Source organism: Leclercia sp. 1548 (genome assembly GCF_050435045.1).
Classification (GTDB): domain Bacteria; phylum Pseudomonadota; class Gammaproteobacteria; order Enterobacterales; family Enterobacteriaceae; genus Enterobacter; species Enterobacter adecarboxylatus.
The window spans coordinates 837,599-854,677 of record NZ_JBNDJP010000002.1; the positions used below are offsets into that span (position 1 = coordinate 837,599).

Consider the following 17,079-nt stretch of genomic DNA (forward strand, 5'->3'; position numbering starts at 1 on the left):
CGGTAATTAAGGAGGAGCTTATGTCGTTAACCTTACGCGAAGCCAGTAAGGACACATTGCAGGCCGAGAACAAAACTTATCACTACTACAGCCTGCCGCTGGCCGCCAGGGAACTCGGGGACATCGCACGTTTACCCAAGTCGCTTAAAGTATTACTGGAAAACCTCCTGCGCTGGCAGGATGACGTCTCTGTCACCGCGGAGGATATTCATGCGCTCGCCGGGTGGCTGCAAAATGCCCATGCCGACCGGGAAATAGCCTATCGTCCGGCCAGGGTCCTGATGCAGGACTTTACTGGCGTTCCGGCGGTGGTCGATCTGGCGGCGATGCGTGAAGCGGTTAAACGTCTTGGCGGCGATACTGCCAAAGTGAACCCGCTTTCTCCTGTGGACCTCGTCATCGACCACTCGGTCACCGTGGACCACTTTGGCGATGATGAAGCGTTCGAAGAGAACGTGCGCCTGGAGATGGAGCGTAACCACGAGCGTTATGTGTTTCTGAAGTGGGGCCAGCAAGCCTTCAGCCGCTTTAGCGTTGTCCCGCCCGGCACCGGTATCTGCCACCAGGTCAATCTCGAATACCTTGGCAAAGCGGTGTGGAGCGAACTGCAGGATAAAGAGTGGGTGGCCTACCCGGATACGCTGGTCGGCACCGACTCGCACACCACCATGATCAATGGCCTTGGCGTACTGGGCTGGGGGGTAGGGGGTATCGAAGCCGAGGCCGCCATGCTCGGTCAGCCGGTTTCCATGCTCATCCCTGACGTGGTCGGCTTTAAGCTGACCGGTAAACTGCGTGAAGGCATTACCGCCACCGATCTGGTGCTCACTGTTACCCAGATGCTGCGTAAGCACGGGGTAGTGGGCAAATTCGTTGAATTCTATGGTGACGGGCTGGACACCTTGCCGCTGGCAGACCGGGCCACCATTGCTAACATGGCGCCAGAATACGGCGCGACCTGTGGCTTCTTCCCAATCGACGGTGTGACGCTGGAGTATATGCGCCTCTCCGGGCGCAGCAGCGAGCAGGTTGCGCTGGTTGAAGCCTATGCCAAAGCGCAAGGGATGTGGCGTAACACGGGTGATGAACCGGTGTTCACCAGCACCCTGGCGCTGGATATGGGCGAAGTGGAAGCCAGTCTCGCCGGGCCGAAACGGCCGCAGGATCGCGTGGCGCTGGCCGATGTGCCGAAGGCGTTTGCCGCCAGCACAGAGCTTGAGGTCAATACCGCGCAAAAGGATAGCCGCCCCATTGATTACGTAATGAACGGCCATCAGTACCAGCTCCCGGATGGTGCGGTGGCGATCGCGGCCATTACCTCCTGCACCAACACCTCGAACCCCAGCGTGTTGATGGCGGCCGGACTGCTGGCGAAAAAAGCCGTTACCCTTGGGCTGAAACGCCAGCCGTGGGTAAAAGCCTCGCTGGCCCCTGGCTCTAAAGTAGTGTCCGATTATCTGGCCCAGGCCCGGTTAACGCCGTATCTGGATGAGCTTGGCTTTAACCTGGTGGGTTATGGGTGTACCACCTGTATTGGTAACTCGGGGCCGCTGCCGGAGCCAATCGAAACGGCCATCAAGCAGGGCGATCTGACGGTAGGGGCAGTCCTGTCCGGCAACCGAAACTTCGAAGGTCGTATTCATCCGCTGATCAAAACCAACTGGCTGGCGTCACCACCGCTGGTGGTGGCCTACGCCCTGGCTGGCAATATGAACATCAACCTGGCGACCGACCCACTGGGACACGATCGCAAAGGGGATCCGGTTTATCTGAAAGATATCTGGCCCTCGGCGCAGGAGATTGCCCTGGCGGTGGAAAAAGTCTCTACCGATATGTTCCGCAAAGAGTATGCCGAGGTGTTTGAGGGCACGCCAGAGTGGAAAACCATTGAAGTGGCGCGCTCGGATACCTACAGCTGGCAGGATGATTCTACCTACATCCGTCTGTCGCCTTTCTTCGACGAAATGCTGGCGGAACCTAAGCCGCTGGAAGATATTCACGGCGCTCGCGTGCTGGCCATCCTTGGCGATTCGGTGACGACCGACCATATCTCCCCGGCGGGGAGCATTAAAGCGGATAGCCCGGCAGGACGGTATCTGCAGAGTCGTGGCGTTGAGAGACGTGACTTCAACTCCTACGGATCTCGTCGCGGTAACCATGAGGTGATGATGCGCGGCACCTTCGCCAATATTCGTATCCGCAACGAAATGGTCCCTGGCGTAGAAGGGGGGATGACCCGCCATCTGCCGGGCAGCGAAGTGATCTCGATTTACGATGCCGCCATGAAGTATCAGCAGGAAGGCACGCCGCTGGCGGTGATTGCCGGGAAAGAGTACGGTTCCGGCTCCAGTCGCGACTGGGCAGCAAAAGGGCCTCGACTGCTGGGCGTACGCGTGGTGATCGCCGAGTCCTTTGAACGTATCCACCGTTCAAACCTTATCGGGATGGGGATTTTACCGCTGGAGTTCCCGCAAGGGACATCGCGTAAAACACTGGGGCTGACGGGGGAAGAGCGGATCGATATCGCGGATCTGCAAAATCTGACGCCAGGCGCCACCGTGCCAGTCAAACTGACCCGGGCGGATGGGCAGACGGAGATGCTGGACTGTCGCTGCCGAATTGATACCGCAACTGAGCTAACCTACTACCAGAACGACGGCATTTTGCACTATGTGATTCGTAATATGCTGAAGTAAAGCGCGTTAATCAGCCCGGCACACGGCGTGTTGCCGGGCTGTTATTGTTACTCGCTAAGCAGGTGCCCGAGCTTCGCCGCTTTGGTATCCAGATAATGTTCGTTGTTCGGGTTACGGCCCACGATCAGCGGCACACGTTCCACGATGTTGATCCCGGCTTCGGTGAGGATCTCGACTTTACGCGGATTATTAGTCAGCAGACGCACTTCATCCACGCCCAGCAGCTTGAACATATCGGCGCACAGGGTGAAATCACGCTCGTCGGCTGCAAAACCTAACTGGTGGTTGGCTTCTACGGTGTCGTATCCTTGATCCTGCAGGGCATAGGCGCGGATCTTATTCAGCAGGCCGATATTACGACCTTCCTGGCGGTGATACAGCAGGATGCCGCGGCCTTCTTCCGCGATATGCGACAGGGCGGCTTCCAGTTGAAAACCACAATCGCAGCGCAGGCTAAACAGGGCATCACCCGTCAAACACTCGGAATGAACGCGAGCAAGTACCGGCGTCTGCCCGGAGGTATCTCCGTACACTAACGCAACGTGATCCTGCCCGGTTGCCAGTTCTTCAAAACCCACCATCAGGAAATCGCCCCATGGGGTTGGCAGATTGGCTTCTGCCACACGTTTAAGCTGCATGTGATTCTCCAGAAAATGCTGACACGCCTTGTGTCTGTTGCCTGTTTGGCTGTCGGTATTGACTTATTTTGCCACAAGCTGCGCGGGTTCACCTAATCACCGCCAGCTTAACGAACGTTAAACGCACAATCCGACATTTTTACGCAGCCGTAATTTTTCGGTTATGATTGTGGGGCTTACCGAAAAAAGGAGATGACATGCTTTCTATTGCCCGCCGTACGGCGGTTGGCGCAGGGATATTACTCATTATGCCTGTGGCTGTATGGATATCAGGCTGGCAATGGGAGCCTGGCACAAATAGCGCCTGGCTGAAGGCATTGTTCTGGATCACGGAAACGGTCACCCAACCCTGGGGCATTATTACGCATGCGCTCTTGTGCGGTTGGTTTTTATGGTGCCTGCGTTTCCGCCTGCGGCCCGCCATCATGCTCTTTGCCATTCTCGCTGGCGTGATTCTGGTCGGCCAGGGACTCAAATCCTGGGTGAAAGATCGGGTGCAGGAGCCGCGTCCATTTGTCGTCTGGCTGGAAAAAACTCACCATGTGCCGGTCGACGACTTCTACAATTTAAAGCGTAAAGAACGCGGTGAGCTGGTGAAAGAACAGCTTACTGAACAGCAGGCTGTCCCGACATTCTTACGTAAGCACTGGCAAAAAGAGACTGGCTTTGCCTTTCCGTCCGGGCACACGATGTTTGCCGCAAGCTGGGCATTGTTGGGGGTAGGGCTGCTGTGGCCGCGTCGGCGCACATTAACCATCGCGTTTCTGCTGGTGTGGGCGACGGGAGTCATGGGGAGCCGCCTGCTGCTCGGCATGCACTGGCCGCGGGACCTGGTGGTAGCCACTCTGATGTCATGGCTACTCATCACCTGCGCCACCTGGCTTGCTCAGCGCGTCTGCGGCCCACTCACGCCGCCGGTAGAAGAGAAGCGGGAAATAGCCGACAGAGACCAGGAAAGCTGACAGCGGTTGAAATTCTCATATTTAGTCGCACATCTAACCGTGGCGCGATGCTTTTTCCGTTTCGCGCCCGTCCTGAAAATGGTAGTTTATAAGGCTGGCTACGCTATGTTGAACACTCTTTATTCGCTCAAACCACATAACGGGAAGTAATGTGAAATATTTACTCATTTTCTTACTGGTGCTGGCGATTTTTGTCATTTCCGTCACATTGGGTGCGCAAAACGATCAACAGGTAACGTTTAATTATCTGCTGGCGCAAGGCGAATATCGGATTTCCAGCCTGCTTGCGGTACTTTTTGCGGCAGGGTTTGCAATCGGCTGGCTTATTTGCGGCCTGTTCTGGCTGAAAGTGCGAGTATCGCTGGCGCGTGCCGAACGTAAAATTAAACGTCTTGAATACCAAATTGCGCCCCCGACCGACGTTCCGGTAAGTTCAGGTGTGCCGGTAGCGAAGGAATAATCGAAGATGCTGGAGTTGTTGTTTCTGCTTTTGCCTGTAGCCGCAGCCTATGGCTGGTATATGGGCCGCAGAAGTGCGCAACAAACAAAACAGGATGAAGCTAACCGCCTTTCACGCGATTATGTCGCCGGGGTTAACTTCCTTCTGAGCAACCAACAAGATAAAGCGGTAGACCTGTTCCTCGAGATGTTGAAAGAGGATACCGGGACCGTTGAGGCCCATCTTACTCTCGGTAATCTGTTCCGCTCCCGCGGAGAAGTTGACCGCGCCATCCGCATCCACCAGACCTTAATGGAAAGCGCCTCATTAACCTATGAGCAGCGTCTGCTGGCTGTACAGCAACTTGGTCGCGACTACATGGCGGCAGGGTTGTACGATCGCGCCGAAGAAATGTTCAACCAGCTGGTGGACGAAACCGATTTCCGTATCAGCGCCCTGCAACAGCTTCTCCAGATTTATCAGGCTACCAGCGAATGGCAGAAAGCGATCGATGTTGCGGAACGCCTGGTGAAGCTGGGTAAAGATAAACAGCGTGTTGAAATCGCCCATTTCTATTGCGAGCTGGCTCTGCAGCAGATGGGCAATGAAGACATGGATAAAGCCATGGCGCTCCTCAGGAAGGGCGCAGCCGCCGATCGCAGCAGCGCACGCGTCTCCATCATGATGGGTCGCGTTTACATGGCAAAAGGCGATTATCAGAAGGCGGTAGAGAGTCTGCTGCGGGTGATCGATCAGGATAAAGAGCTGGTCAGCGAAACCCTCGAGATGCTGCAAACCTGCTATCAGCAACTGGGTATGGTTGAAGAGTGGGTAGCCTTCCTGCGCCGCTGCGTGGAAGAGAATACCGGCGCTTATGCGGAGCTAATGCTGGCGGATGTCGTCCAGGATCACGAAGGCACTGACACGGCGCAGGTCTATATTACACGGCAGCTTCAGCGCCATCCCACCATGCGCGTCTTCCATAAGCTGATGGATTATCACCTGAACGATGCGGAGGAGGGGCGCGCTAAAGAGAGCCTGATGGTGCTGCGCGACATGGTTGGCGAACAGATCCGCAGTAAGCCGCGCTATCGCTGCCAGAAGTGTGGTTTCACCGCCTATACGCTCTACTGGCACTGTCCGTCGTGCCGCGCCTGGTCCACCATTAAGCCGATTCGCGGCCTGGATGGGCAGTAATTTTTAAAAAAAACCATTTTAGTTACAACATACTTATAGGCGTTTTTCGTTCTGGCTGGTGCGCGCTGTGGCCTGGCAGGAATGGAAATGGAACCTGTTAATTTCAGCGATGCACAGGTAGAATGCACGCCGTTTAACATTCCCGCGCCGATGCGGCGCCCATCGACGAGAAGGTCCGGTCATGACGTCTGTAGCTCCCTCTTCTTCCCGCGCAGTTACTGAATCTCCTGTTGTTGTCGCCCTGGATTATAACAATCGCGATAACGCGCTTGCGTTCGTTGATCGTATTGACCCACGCGACTGCCGCCTGAAAATCGGCAAAGAGATGTTCACGCTTTTTGGCCCGCAAATCGTGCGTGATATGCAGCAGCGCGGCTTCGATGTCTTTCTGGATCTGAAATTCCACGATATTCCTAACACGACGGCCCATGCGGTCGCGGCGGCAGCCGAGCTGGGAGTGTGGATGGTGAACGTTCATGCCTCCGGAGGGGCAAGAATGATGACCGCAGCCCGTGAAGCCCTGCTGCCGTTTGGTAAAGACGCGCCATTACTGATTGCTGTCACCGTGCTGACCAGCATGGAAGCCAGCGACCTGCTGGATCTGGGGGTGACACTGTCACCCGCCGAACATGCTGAGCGTCTGGCAAGCCTGACCCACAACTGCGGACTTGATGGCGTGGTTTGCTCTGCCCAGGAAGCGGTGCGCTTCAAAAACGCCATCGGGCAGGACTTTAAGCTGGTCACGCCAGGTATTCGTCCTCAGGGTAGCGATGCCGGCGATCAGCGCCGCATTATGACCCCGGAGCAGGCGCTGGCGGCGGGCGTGGACTATATGGTTATTGGTCGTCCGGTGACCCAGTCTGCGGATCCGGCGCAAACCCTGAAAGCCATCAACGCATCACTTCACAAGGGGGCGTAATGCGCGATACCAACAGTCGCTTGGTCTATTCGACCGATACCGGGCGCATTGATGAACCAAAAGCGGTTGCTGAGCGCCCGAAAGGCGACGGCATTGTACGCATTCAACGCCAGACCAGCGGGCGTAAAGGGAAGGGCGTATGCCTGGTGACCGGCATTGATGCCGATGATGCTACCCTCGCATCGATTGCCGCAGAGCTGAAAAAAAAATGCGGCTGCGGCGGGTCAGTTAAGGATGGCGTAATTGAAATCCAGGGCGATAAGCGGGATCTCATTAAATCCCTGCTGGAAGCGAAAGGAATGAAAGTGAAATTAGCGGGCGGCTGACGCTAAACAATAAAATAAGCCACGGCCGGAGCCGTGGCTTAATATTCTTATATTTTTATAAGACTATAAATAACAATGTCTTATAATTGACTGCGATGGCAATCGGTATTACTTTACTTACTTACCTCGTGACCGATAATCCCACCCACCGCGGCACCACCTAAGGTACCCAGGGCGCTACCATCAGTTAAGACAGAACCACCGATTGCGCCAGCACCAGCACCAATCGCTGTGTTACGACTTTGTTTGCTCATGCCAGAGCATGCGCTCAGTGATAACGCCAGCGTGACAGCCAGCATAGCAGCGGATAATTTTTTGCTGTTAATTGACATAACTCATTCTCCTGAAATAGTGATCCATGGAAATGACTCTGCCTAAATAAGTGTAAAACTATTTAGCCCGTTTTCCATGAAACTGTTCGCGCAGGCGTTACGAAATCACGCAGGTGATAGTTACTTCCTGTTATATCGCTAACATTAATTTTACGTCTTTATCACTGATCCAACAGGTAAATAGTCTTAAAGGATGGTTCAGAATAATCTCAGAGCGAAAGGGCAGTAACACGCCCGACGAACCGGGCGCAGGGAGGGGGATCAGACAGGTTTTTTAACGATGTCGACGATCAGTCCGTCATGCTGCAATTTCTCACTGTGGACCGCTTTAATACCCTCGTCGGTAATTACCCGGCTAAAGCGGGAGGCAGGCCCCATAGTGTAGGGATGCACTGCGCCAAACTTGGTACTGTCGGTCAGCACAATCGTCTCGCCACCTTTCTCAAGCACCGCGTTCACCACATCCGAGCGCATCATGTCACGCCCGGTAAAACCGGTCTCCGGCTGCCAGCCATCAATGCCGATAAAGGCCTTGCTGAAATGAACCTGCTGAACATACTGGCGCGTAAGCGGACCCACCATGCTTTCGCTTTTTTTCTGATAAATGCCGCCCAACAAAATGACTTCACTGCGCGTCTCTTTCAGAAGATGAGCAATGTAGCTGCTCACCGTCACGATGGTGACTTCCTCTTTCTGCTCGGCCAGGGTACGTGCGAGCAGAGCGTTACAGCTGCCGTTCTCGATAAACACCGTTTCGCCGTTATTCACCAGGGAAGCGGCAAACTCCGCCAACTCACGTTTCAGGGCGTAGTTGTTCATCATGCGCGTTTCGACATCTTCGCTGTCCAGCGGCACGGCATAGCCATGCGCGCGGCGCAGATAACTCATTTTTTCCAGAAGATTGAGGTCCTGGCGGATAGTGACTTCAGACACGCCAGTGCTTTTAGCCAGATCAACGACGCTTACACGTCCTGTGTCGATCACCATCTGTAATATTATTTGTTGTCGGGAATTCATAGTATCCAAATTAAAACGGCGCAGCCGTTAGTTGAAAACTGACATAACTACGTGAGCTGCTGAGGTCTTTAAACTTCCCACGGCGATTTAGGCGGGACTTCATCGGTATCTTTCTGCGCACCCGCCTGAGCCAGTAATTCTGATTTTAATATTTCGAGATTACGCAGAGCAGAGTTCACATCACCTGCAACCAGAATATCCAGCACAGTATCAATACGTTGGGCAACTTTCAGTGCATCGATATCAGACATAACCTCATCCCTAAATGAAAAGTGAATAAATTCAATGATGCAGAAATTGAAGGCAAAAGAGAAGGGAAAAAGTGTGCAAACGAAAGTCCATTAATGGTAGTGATATTTTGATACTTCTTTATACAGGGGAGTTAGGTAGTGGATTAGTCTAATTCTGCGCGCAAGGCGCTTTTTTCTATGAGGAATTAGACTATGACAATTATCAATCAGGCTACCTGTAAACTGTTTACTGATTCTGCACGATTCACCCAGCTCGCAGGTTACTACGAAGAGGAAAGACGTACTGTGTGGATGATGCTGCGAGCACAGCCACGCCCTTGCTTCAATCATGCTTTGATTGAGGAGATCATGAACCTGTCCTGGCTGGTCAGGCAGTCCGGGTTTGACGTTGATTTTTGGGTGACCGGATCGCTGGTGCCGGATATGTACAACACCGGCGGTGATTTACGCTTCTTTGTTGACTGCATTGAGAATGGCCGTCGCGAAGCGCTACGGGCGTATGCCCGCGCCTGTGTGGACTGTGTTCATGCTGCGTCGCGAGGCTTCGATACCGGGGCGATCACCCTGTCGATGGTAGAAGGCAGTGCGCTTGGCGGTGGATTCGAAGCCGCGCTGGCGCACCACTTTTTACTGGCGCAGCGGGACGCGCGCTTAGGCTTCCCGGAGATCGCCTTTAATCTGTTCCCGGGCATGGGAGGCTACTCGCTGGTGGCACGCCGTTCCGGCATGAAATTGGCCGAGGAGCTGATCTATAAAGGGGAGTCACACACGGCGGAATGGTATGAGCAGCAGGGGCTGGTGGATGTTCTGTTCGAACCCGGTCAGGGCTACGTGGCGACACGTACCTTTATCGACACGTTACAGCCTAAAATGAACGGCGTCAGAGCCATGCTGCGCGCCCGTCAGCGGGTCATGCAGTTGCCACGCAGTGAGTTAATGGACATCACGGAAGACTGGGTGGAGGCTGCATTCTGCCTGCAGCCGAAAGACGTGGCCTATATGCAGCGGCTGGTTCAGCTCCAGGACCGCCACACCGCATCAGGCCTGCGTAAAGCCAGCTAACGCGCATTGCGTGACTGATAACGTTTAAACCATCGCTCGAATGCGACAACGGGCATGGGCTTAGCAAAAAGAAAACCCTGTCGTTCGTTGACGCCATTCTTCGTCAGAAAGGCGTCTTCTTTAGCACTCTCTACCCCTTCGGCTATGACCTGCAAATTCAGCGCCTGGGCGACGGCAACAATCGCGCGCACCAGCGACTGCGAAACCGACTGCTTATGAATATCACGTACAAACGCCTGATCGAGCTTTATGGCATCGATGGGGAAGCGGGCCAGTTGCGACAGCGAGGAGTAACCGGTGCCAAAATCATCGAGATGGATCTGCGCCCCCAGCTTGCTGAACTGCTGAATTACCGATAGCGCCAGCTCTTCGTTCTCAATCAGGCAGCTTTCCGTCAGCTCCACATCAATCGGGCAGTACTCAAAATTAAGGTCCTTCAGGGCCTGTTTCAAATCGCTGAAGATGGTCTGATCGGCCAGCTGGCGGGCCGAGACGTTAACGGCGACCCGCAGGTTAATACCTTTATCGCGCCATTTAGCGACCTGGCGCACCACATCAAGCATGACCCAGCGGCCCAGCGGCACGATAAGCCCGGACTCTTCGGCATAGGAGATAAATTCGAGCGGCGGGATAAGCCCGCGCTCCGGCGACTGCCAGCGAACCAGCGCTTCAAGGGTCTTGACCTCGCCGCGCCAGGTGATTTTTGGCTGATAGTGGATCACCAACTGGTCGTTATCCAGAGCCTTGCGCAGGTTGGTGTCCAGCCACAGGTATTCAAAAACACGCTGATTCATTTCTGGCGAAAAGACGCAGAACGTACCGCGCCCGTTCTCTTTGGCGGTGTACATGGCGGTGTCGGCATTGCGGATCACGCTTTCGCGATCGGTCCCGTGCTGCGGGGCGAGAGAAATACCCAGCGAACAGCCGGTATAGACTTCGATTAAACCAATGCGGAAGGGCTGGCGCAGGCGGGTCAGGATCCGCGAGGCCATAGCCTCCAGCGCGCCCTGCGAGGTATTCGTCGCCAGCACGATGAACTCATCGCCACCCAGACGAGCCAGAAGCTGGCCCTCTTCCAGACAGCTGAGGATCGCCAGCGCCACGGCCTGTAAAAGCTGATCGCCAAACATATGTCCGTAGGCGTCATTCACTTTTTTGAAATTATCGAGGTCAAGGTAGACCACACCCACCTGGCCCTCGCCACGCGTGTCGATCGCAGCACTGATCAGATCGTGTATGGCATTGCGGTTTGGCAGGCCGGTGATGGTATCGGTATTGGCGAGCACCCGGAGTCGCTCCTGGGCGCGGCGCTCTTCAGTAATATCCGTCCCGGAACAGATAAGGAAAATTTCATTTTTGCCGCTGCCGCTGTGCACAAATTTATTGCGAAACAGGAACAGGCGCTGCCCTTTGCGCGTTTTGATCCAGCGTTCCACTTCATAGGAGCTACCGTCACGAAAAAAACCGCTGATATTACGGCGGGAGGCGGCGGCTTCGCTACGGCTCATGAACAATTTGAAGACGTTCTGGCCGATAACTTCATGCTCTTTCATCCCGGTATACTCTTCGCTCAGACGATTAAAGCGTTGAATATTGCCGTGTCGGTCAAGGATGACAATGACTGAATTGGCTTCGGAAACCACCTGTTCAGCAAAAGATAAACCTTGCGCCAGGTCGCGGGCAACAGAAGGGGTGTCGTGCCAGGCAGAGGCGGTGCCGGCCCACTCTTTTTTAGTAATCTTGCGGCCCACCAGATGCACAGGTACTTCGGAACCGTACAGGGAGAGCGTCATGGTAATGCTGGAGGTAATCACCGTCATCTGGCGAATATGATTTGCCTGTTCGTCGGTCAGGGCGACTACTTGCGTCGTATCTGCGCTTTCACTGGCCGCAAGATGAAGCGCATTGCTGTCTGCCGTTAACCGCCACCAGGGACTGTGGGTGCCCATGTAACGAAACAGCAAATTTTGCTCCACATCGTCAATCATGCTCTCTCCCAGGCGCACTCAATTGCACACAATGTGCATTTTCAGTCGGTTTAATCACGTTAAAACGGCGCTGATTCAAGGCTAAACTTATTGTTTTTTCCCAGTATTCTTATATTAGAACGAGAATGGCGAAAAAGGATACAGGCGAATGAATATTCTGAGAACACAAAATGGCGTGAACCCGCCCGTCGCAAATAATTGTGATCGCTTTTGGCAAATTTGGCAGGAAAAGATAAGTAAAAGTGATGAGTATCAGGTTTTAGAGGTAATAAAAAAGTCGGACCACCCGGTGGGGTGAGTCCGACTTTTTCGCAGCGAACTATCAGACCGCAGGGCGGGCGATAACGCTGCGTGTTTCCATGCGGACTTCAGCGATAGTAACGTCGATAACCTCGGTCACCTTGTAAGCCACTTCGCCTTTAATCTGAACAGTGCCGTTCTCCTGGCTGCAGACCAGTTCATCACGCACGGCGTGCAGGAACGGTGCCGGAATAAATGCCACGGCGCCGTTATCCACCAGACGAACGCGCATACCGCCGCGGCTGATATCGATGATTTCAGCCGCAAAACGGGTGTCAGTCCCGGCTTTGTCTTTCAGGAAGCGGGCATACAGCCAGTCACCCACATCGCGCTCCGCCATGCGGTTAAGACGACGACGCTCTGCCATCTGCACGGTGGTCTCGTCCTGCGGACGGGCAATGGTTTCACCTTTGACGATAGCTTTAAGCAGGCGGTGGTTCACCATATCGCCATACTTACGGATCGGTGATGTCCAGGTTGCATAAGCTTCCAGACCCAGACCAAAGTGCGGGCCAGGTTCGGTGCTGATCTCCGCGAAAGACTGGAAACGGCGAATGCGGCTGTCGAGGAAGCCAGATGGCTGTGCATCCAGCTCACGACGCAGCTTGCAGAAGCCGTTTAGCGTCAGCACTTCCTGCGGATCGACATGCACGTCGTGGGTCTTCAGCAGGGCAGCCAGCGCTTCGCTGTTTGCCGGATCAAAGCCGGTATGCACGTTATAAATACCGAAACCGAGCTGGTCGCGCAGCACGCGGGCCGCACAGATGTTGGCCGCAATCATTGACTCTTCAACGATGCGGTTAGCAATGCGACGCGGCTCAGCAACGATATTCAGCACTTCGCCTTTTTCACCGAGGATAAAGCGGTAGTCAGGGCGATCCTTGAACACCAGCGCATGGGTCTTACGCCACTCGCTGCGGCTCAGGCAGACGCGCTGCAACAGACGGATCTGTTCGGCAATGGCGTCGTTGGCAGGCTGCCAGCTACCGCTGTTTTCCAGCCAGTCAGAGACTTCGTCGTACACCAGCTTGGCTTTCGACTCGATGGTTGCGGCAAAGAACTCAATGTTCTCTTCGATAGTGCCATCGCTGGCGATGGTCATACGACAGGCGAGGACCGGACGCACGGCGTTGGCTCGCAGCGAGCATAAGTCATCAGACAGCTCGCGCGGCAGCATCGGAATGTTAAAGCCCGGCAGGTAGTTGGTGAAGGCGCGGATTTTAGCCGATTCATCCAGCGGGGTGCCTTCAGCAATCCAGGCCGTCGGATCGGCAATCGCCACGGTTAACAGCAGTTTGCCGTCAGCCTGCTCTTCCACATACAGCGCGTCATCCATATCTTCGGTGCTGGCGCTGTCGATGGTGACAAAATTGAGCGCAGTGAGATCGCGACGCGTCAGACCTTCGTCCAGCATCTCCGTCGCCGCGCCTTCAGGGGCTTCTTTTTCCAGGTTATGACGTGCAAGCGTAACCCACCATGGCACGAAATGATCGTCGCCAAACGTAATAAACTGGGTCAGTTCAGCATAAAAACCGCGGTCGCCCTTCAGAGGGTGACGGCGCATTTCAGCCACGGCCCAGTCACCTTCTTTGAAATCATGCGCGACACCGCGCTCGGCGCGGCAAGGGATGGCGTCTTTCAGCAGGGGATGGTCCGGGATGATGGACAGACGGTCATCTTTACGCAGTACCTTACCGACAAAACGGGTCAGGAAGGGTTCGATCAACGCTTCAGGCTCGGCGGATTCACGATCCTTTTCGCTATGGATCACAGCGGTAATACGATCGCCGTGCATCACTTTCTTCATCTGCGGAGGCGGGATGAAGTAGCTTTTCTGCGCATCGACTTCAAGGAAGCCAAAGCCTTTTTCCGTGGCTTTTACCACCCCTTCAGCACGTGGCGTCTGGGAATGCAGTTGCTGTTTAAGCTGCGCTAGCAGCGGGTTGTCCTGGAGCATAGTGATCTATTTTCGTAGCCATTGAGCGGCTGACAGTTTTACGCGAATCTCACTGCTACAGCAAGCGCTCTTTAGGTAATTAGTATGGTTATTCGCCTCTGCCAATGGCGATCTTCAGACGGTTCAACCAGCCGCAAAAAGCGCTCCAGGTCAGCAGGTTGATAGCCTGAGCCGGGGAAAGCCCCTCATCCGTTAACGGGGTAAATTGCGCAGCGCTGAACTGATCCGGCGAGCGCGCCAGCTGCTCTATCGCGCGTCTCACTGGCTCATCCAGGGCAGGAGATGTCTGTGCGGCATGGATCCCGCTGACCAGAATTTCACCTGTGTAATCGAGGATCGCCGGTTCATGACACAGCACCGGCGTGAGCTGCTGCAACAGCGGCTCGGCCTGCCAGCGCTCAAGCGATGCCAGCTGTTGTGCACTGGCATTGCATTGCTCAACGCCCGGGACAACAGGCTCCCAGGCGTCCATGTTCAGCACATTATCGTCTATCAGAGCGTGCGGCGGGATGTGGTGTCCGGGCAGCCAGCGAACAGGATGCCCGAGCAGGGCCTGGAAAACCGCCACGACTCGCGCCTGAAAGCCAACAAAGCCGATAATCTGATTGATGGTCACAATGTCGTAGACCGTCAGGCCCACGTCATCCAGCTCCTGCTGTGCCTTGCTGTCGATCACATCGGGTGAGCTGGCAAGCTGGCGGGCATACTGAGTGATTTGGGCGAGGCGGCGATTACTTTCACGGGAGGAGTCAGGACCGGGGAGGGGGGCAAGTAGCGCGGCATAGTGATTACAGAGCCGCTGCACGCCGCACACCTGTGCCACGGTCAGGGCCGTGCTGAACCGGTCATACGCGCTGAACGTGCGCAGGCGATTTACCGGCACGGCGCGTGGGAAAAAGAGGTCGCACAGCGCCCGGGCCGGGGTCAACCAGCGCTCACAGGCCGCCAGCAGCGAGGCCGGTAAGGCGAGGTTCAACAAAAAACGATCCGCCACCTGTGCGGCTTCGGGAACCAAAGGCAGGACTTCCGTCGGGCTGCTACTGGACTGGGTCTCATGATACCAGTGGCCTTTGCCAGAAATACGGCGTTGTTCCATGTGCATTCCTTGATCTCAACATAGCGATCAATATCCTGGCGTAAGGCGGATAAGCGGAAAAATATTGTTAGGTGATAACAAATAGCGGAACGGAATAACGAGGGGAAAAACAGCGGGAGAAACCCGACAGACAGGTGCTGCCGGGCACACCTTCCCGCCGGAGCGGGAAGGGCACGAACTTATTTGATTTCCAGCTCGTTCATTGCAGCGATGTTGAAACCGCCGTCAACGTGAACCACTTCGCCAGAGATGCCAGCAGAGAGGTCAGAGCACAGGAAGGCTGCGGAGTTACCCACGTCTTCGATGGTAACGGTGCGACGGATTGGGGTAACGGCTTCGCAATGCGCCAGCATTTTACGGAAGTCTTTGATGCCGGAAGCGGCGAGAGTACGGATTGGACCCGCAGAGATACCGTTGACGCGCACGCCTTCAGGACCCATAGCGTTCGCCATGTAGCGCACGTTTGCTTCCAGAGAGGCTTTCGCCAGGCCCATCACGTTGTAGTTCGGGATGGCGCGCTCAGCACCCAGGTAGGACAGGGTCAGCAGAGCAGAACCCGGGTTCAGCATGCTGCGGCAGGCTTTCGCCATCGCCACAAAGCTGTAGGAGCTGATGTCGTGGGCAATTTTGAAGCCTTCACGGGTGACCGCGTTCACGTAGTCGCCATCCAGCTGATCGCCTGGTGCGAAACCGATGGAGTGAACGAAACCGTCAAATTTCGGCCAGGTTTTTGCCAGCTCAGCGAACATGCCGTCGATGCTTTCATCTTGTGCAACGTCGCATTCCAGAATGATGCTGGAATCCAGCTGCGCGGCAAACTCTTCTACGCGGCCTTTCAGCTTGTCGTTCTGGTAGGTGAATGCCAGCTCAGCGCCTTCGCGATGCATAGCCTGTGCGATGCCGTATGCGATGGACAGTTTGCTGGCAACGCCAGTCACCAGAATGCGCTTACCGGAAAGAAAACCCATAGCTCTAATCCTTATATTCATTGTTGTGGCGGCTGTCATCTGTTTGGACAACCGTCGTTAAAACGCGGCGATAATAGCATGTGTCGCGTACAGTGTTAATCCGACCACTCCATACGGGGCAGGTCAGCGGTCTTTTCGCCATGCATCGGCGGTTAAGGCTTCGCCAAAATGCCCGGCAATTAAACGTTTTGTCAGGTCGTGAAGCGGCGAGGCCAACACCGATGCGGTACTGCCGCGCTCCACTACCGAGCCTTCATGCATCACCATCACCTGATCGCTGATGTGCTTCATCATCCCCAGATGCTGGGTCACGTAGATATACGAGATACCCTGTTTCTCCTGCAACTCCAGCATCAGATTGATTAACTGTGAACGCATCGACATATCCAGCGAGGCCAGCGCTTCGTCAGCGATGATGACTTTTGGCCGCAGGATCAGCGCGCGGGCAAGGCCGAGACGCTGCTTTTGGCCGGGTGCCAGCATATGCGGATAATAGCTGACATGATCCGGCAGTAGCCCAACCATCCGCAGGGTCTCAATTATCTGCTTACGGCGCGCTTCGAACTCCAGATCGGTATTCAGACGCAGTGGAAAATCGAGGATCTGCGAGATACGCTGGCGCGGGTTCAGCGAGGTCGAAGGATCCTGAAAAATCATGCGGATCCGCTGACTGCGGAACGAGTAATCACCAAATTTCAGCAGATGGTCGTCAATCAGTACGTCGCCATCAGAGGGTTCGATCATACCGGCCAGCATTTTTGCCAGCGTTGATTTCCCCGAACCGTTCTCGCCGATGATCGCCAGGGTCTGCTTTTCCCGCAGGGTAAAGCTCAGCGGCTTTACCGCTTCGACGGTCTGGCGATGGAACAAACCGGTGCGATAGCGAAAGGTCTTACTCAGGTTGCGCACTTCCAGCAAGGTTTCGACCATG

The 17,079-nt window shown here is 55.1% G+C and carries 16 protein-coding genes; 7 read left to right on the forward strand and 9 right to left on the reverse strand.

What is annotated here, in order from left to right:
• Positions 1 to 20 precede the first annotated feature (20 nt).
• Positions 21 to 2,696 carry an aconitate hydratase AcnA gene (gene acnA, locus ABIE02_RS09295; RefSeq protein ID WP_103793313.1) on the forward strand — a complete coding sequence of 892 codons (2,676 nt, stop codon included), beginning with the start codon at positions 21 to 23 and terminating at the stop codon, positions 2,694 to 2,696.
• A 47-nt stretch (positions 2,697 to 2,743) separates the two neighbouring features.
• Here acnA and ribA read toward each other — a convergent pair whose 3' ends face one another.
• Positions 2,744 to 3,334 (reverse strand): GTP cyclohydrolase II, encoded by a 591-nt coding sequence (gene ribA / locus ABIE02_RS09300; RefSeq protein WP_032611178.1) that lies wholly within the window; start codon positions 3,332 to 3,334, stop codon positions 2,744 to 2,746.
• Positions 3,335 to 3,531: 197 nt separating this feature from the next.
• Here ribA and pgpB point away from each other — a divergent pair, with 197 nt between their 5' ends.
• The 5 genes from pgpB (at position 3,532) to yciH (ending at position 7,177) form a co-directional block, all read left to right on the forward strand.
• Positions 3,532 to 4,296 carry a phosphatidylglycerophosphatase B gene (pgpB, locus tag ABIE02_RS09305; protein WP_032611176.1) on the forward strand — a complete coding sequence of 255 codons (765 nt, stop codon included), beginning with the start codon at positions 3,532 to 3,534 and terminating at the stop codon, positions 4,294 to 4,296.
• A gap of 151 nt (positions 4,297 to 4,447) precedes the next feature.
• The gene (locus ABIE02_RS09310; RefSeq protein ID WP_032611172.1) at positions 4,448 to 4,756 is read left to right on the forward strand and encodes a LapA family protein; all 309 of its coding nucleotides are present in this window, start codon (positions 4,448 to 4,450) and stop codon (positions 4,754 to 4,756) included.
• A 6-nt stretch (positions 4,757 to 4,762) separates the two neighbouring features.
• Positions 4,763 to 5,932 (forward strand): lipopolysaccharide assembly protein LapB, encoded by a 1,170-nt coding sequence (lapB, locus tag ABIE02_RS09315; protein WP_032611170.1) that lies wholly within the window; start codon positions 4,763 to 4,765, stop codon positions 5,930 to 5,932.
• 181 nt (positions 5,933 to 6,113) lie between these two features.
• On the forward strand, positions 6,114 to 6,851 hold the full coding sequence (pyrF, locus tag ABIE02_RS09320) for an orotidine-5'-phosphate decarboxylase (RefSeq protein ID WP_285125837.1): 738 nt from the start codon (positions 6,114 to 6,116) through the stop codon (positions 6,849 to 6,851).
• A complete protein-coding gene (gene yciH, locus ABIE02_RS09325) occupies positions 6,851 to 7,177 on the forward strand; it encodes a stress response translation initiation inhibitor YciH (RefSeq protein ID WP_285125836.1) in 327 nt (108 codons plus the stop codon). Before pyrF ends, yciH begins: the two co-directional genes overlap by 1 nt.
• Before the next feature lie 113 nt (positions 7,178 to 7,290).
• Here the strand turns inward: yciH and osmB are convergent, their stop codons facing one another.
• From osmB to ABIE02_RS09340, 3 genes are all read right to left on the reverse strand, one after another.
• Positions 7,291 to 7,509 carry an osmotically-inducible lipoprotein OsmB gene (gene osmB, locus ABIE02_RS09330; RefSeq protein WP_032611163.1) on the reverse strand — a complete coding sequence of 73 codons (219 nt, stop codon included), beginning with the start codon at positions 7,507 to 7,509 and terminating at the stop codon, positions 7,291 to 7,293.
• 261 nt (positions 7,510 to 7,770) lie between these two features.
• Positions 7,771 to 8,526, reverse strand: a complete 756-nt coding sequence (locus ABIE02_RS09335; RefSeq protein ID WP_059307719.1) for a DNA-binding transcriptional regulator YciT — start codon at positions 8,524 to 8,526, stop codon at positions 7,771 to 7,773.
• A gap of 68 nt (positions 8,527 to 8,594) precedes the next feature.
• Positions 8,595 to 8,777 (reverse strand): hypothetical protein, encoded by a 183-nt coding sequence (locus ABIE02_RS09340; protein ID WP_059307720.1) that lies wholly within the window; start codon positions 8,775 to 8,777, stop codon positions 8,595 to 8,597.
• 192 nt (positions 8,778 to 8,969) lie between these two features.
• Here ABIE02_RS09340 and ABIE02_RS09345 point away from each other — a divergent pair, with 192 nt between their 5' ends.
• Positions 8,970 to 9,839 (forward strand): crotonase/enoyl-CoA hydratase family protein, encoded by an 870-nt coding sequence (locus ABIE02_RS09345; RefSeq protein WP_032611157.1) that lies wholly within the window; start codon positions 8,970 to 8,972, stop codon positions 9,837 to 9,839.
• On the opposite strand, the gene pdeR is transcribed toward ABIE02_RS09345, so the two are convergent.
• The 5 genes from pdeR to sapF all read right to left on the reverse strand — a co-directional run bounded on the left by pdeR (position 9,836) and on the right by sapF (position 17,078).
• Entirely contained in the window at positions 9,836 to 11,827 is a 1,992-nt protein-coding gene (pdeR, locus tag ABIE02_RS09350; RefSeq protein ID WP_032611155.1) for a cyclic di-GMP phosphodiesterase, read from the reverse strand. The genes ABIE02_RS09345 and pdeR overlap by 4 nt on opposite strands.
• A 322-nt stretch (positions 11,828 to 12,149) precedes the next feature.
• Positions 12,150 to 14,084 (reverse strand): exoribonuclease II, encoded by a 1,935-nt coding sequence (locus ABIE02_RS09355; RefSeq protein ID WP_285125834.1) that lies wholly within the window; start codon positions 14,082 to 14,084, stop codon positions 12,150 to 12,152.
• 88 nt (positions 14,085 to 14,172) lie between these two features.
• Positions 14,173 to 15,180 (reverse strand): CMD domain-containing protein, encoded by a 1,008-nt coding sequence (locus tag ABIE02_RS09360; protein ID WP_230430739.1) that lies wholly within the window; start codon positions 15,178 to 15,180, stop codon positions 14,173 to 14,175.
• Positions 15,181 to 15,359: 179 nt separating this feature from the next.
• A complete protein-coding gene (gene fabI / locus ABIE02_RS09365) occupies positions 15,360 to 16,148 on the reverse strand; it encodes an enoyl-ACP reductase FabI (RefSeq protein WP_032611146.1) in 789 nt (262 codons plus the stop codon).
• Between the two features lie 123 nt (positions 16,149 to 16,271).
• The gene (sapF, locus tag ABIE02_RS09370) at positions 16,272 to 17,078 is read right to left on the reverse strand and encodes a putrescine export ABC transporter ATP-binding protein SapF (RefSeq protein ID WP_032611145.1); all 807 of its coding nucleotides are present in this window, start codon (positions 17,076 to 17,078) and stop codon (positions 16,272 to 16,274) included.
• Between the last annotated feature and the right edge of the window lies 1 nt (position 17,079).

Coding starts and splice junctions, on each gene's coding strand:
- acnA (WP_103793313.1), top strand. CDS start 21: ATGTCGTTAACCTTACGCGAAGCCAGTAAGGACACATTGCAGGCCGAG.
- ribA (WP_032611178.1), bottom strand. CDS start 3,334: ATGCAGCTTAAACGTGTGGCAGAAGCCAATCTGCCAACCCCATGGGGC.
- pgpB (WP_032611176.1), top strand. CDS start 3,532: ATGCTTTCTATTGCCCGCCGTACGGCGGTTGGCGCAGGGATATTACTC.
- lapB (WP_032611170.1), top strand. CDS start 4,763: ATGCTGGAGTTGTTGTTTCTGCTTTTGCCTGTAGCCGCAGCCTATGGC.
- pyrF (WP_285125837.1), top strand. CDS start 6,114: ATGACGTCTGTAGCTCCCTCTTCTTCCCGCGCAGTTACTGAATCTCCT.
- yciH (WP_285125836.1), top strand. CDS start 6,851: ATGCGCGATACCAACAGTCGCTTGGTCTATTCGACCGATACCGGGCGC.
- osmB (WP_032611163.1), bottom strand. CDS start 7,509: ATGTCAATTAACAGCAAAAAATTATCCGCTGCTATGCTGGCTGTCACG.
- ABIE02_RS09335 (WP_059307719.1), bottom strand. CDS start 8,526: ATGAATTCCCGACAACAAATAATATTACAGATGGTGATCGACACAGGA.
- ABIE02_RS09340 (WP_059307720.1), bottom strand. CDS start 8,777: ATGTCTGATATCGATGCACTGAAAGTTGCCCAACGTATTGATACTGTG.
- ABIE02_RS09345 (WP_032611157.1), top strand. CDS start 8,970: ATGACAATTATCAATCAGGCTACCTGTAAACTGTTTACTGATTCTGCA.
- pdeR (WP_032611155.1), bottom strand. CDS start 11,827: ATGATTGACGATGTGGAGCAAAATTTGCTGTTTCGTTACATGGGCACC.
- ABIE02_RS09355 (WP_285125834.1), bottom strand. CDS start 14,084: ATGCTCCAGGACAACCCGCTGCTAGCGCAGCTTAAACAGCAACTGCAT.
- ABIE02_RS09360 (WP_230430739.1), bottom strand. CDS start 15,180: ATGGAACAACGCCGTATTTCTGGCAAAGGCCACTGGTATCATGAGACC.
- fabI (WP_032611146.1), bottom strand. CDS start 16,148: ATGGGTTTTCTTTCCGGTAAGCGCATTCTGGTGACTGGCGTTGCCAGC.
- sapF (WP_032611145.1), bottom strand. CDS start 17,078: ATGGTCGAAACCTTGCTGGAAGTGCGCAACCTGAGTAAGACCTTTCGC.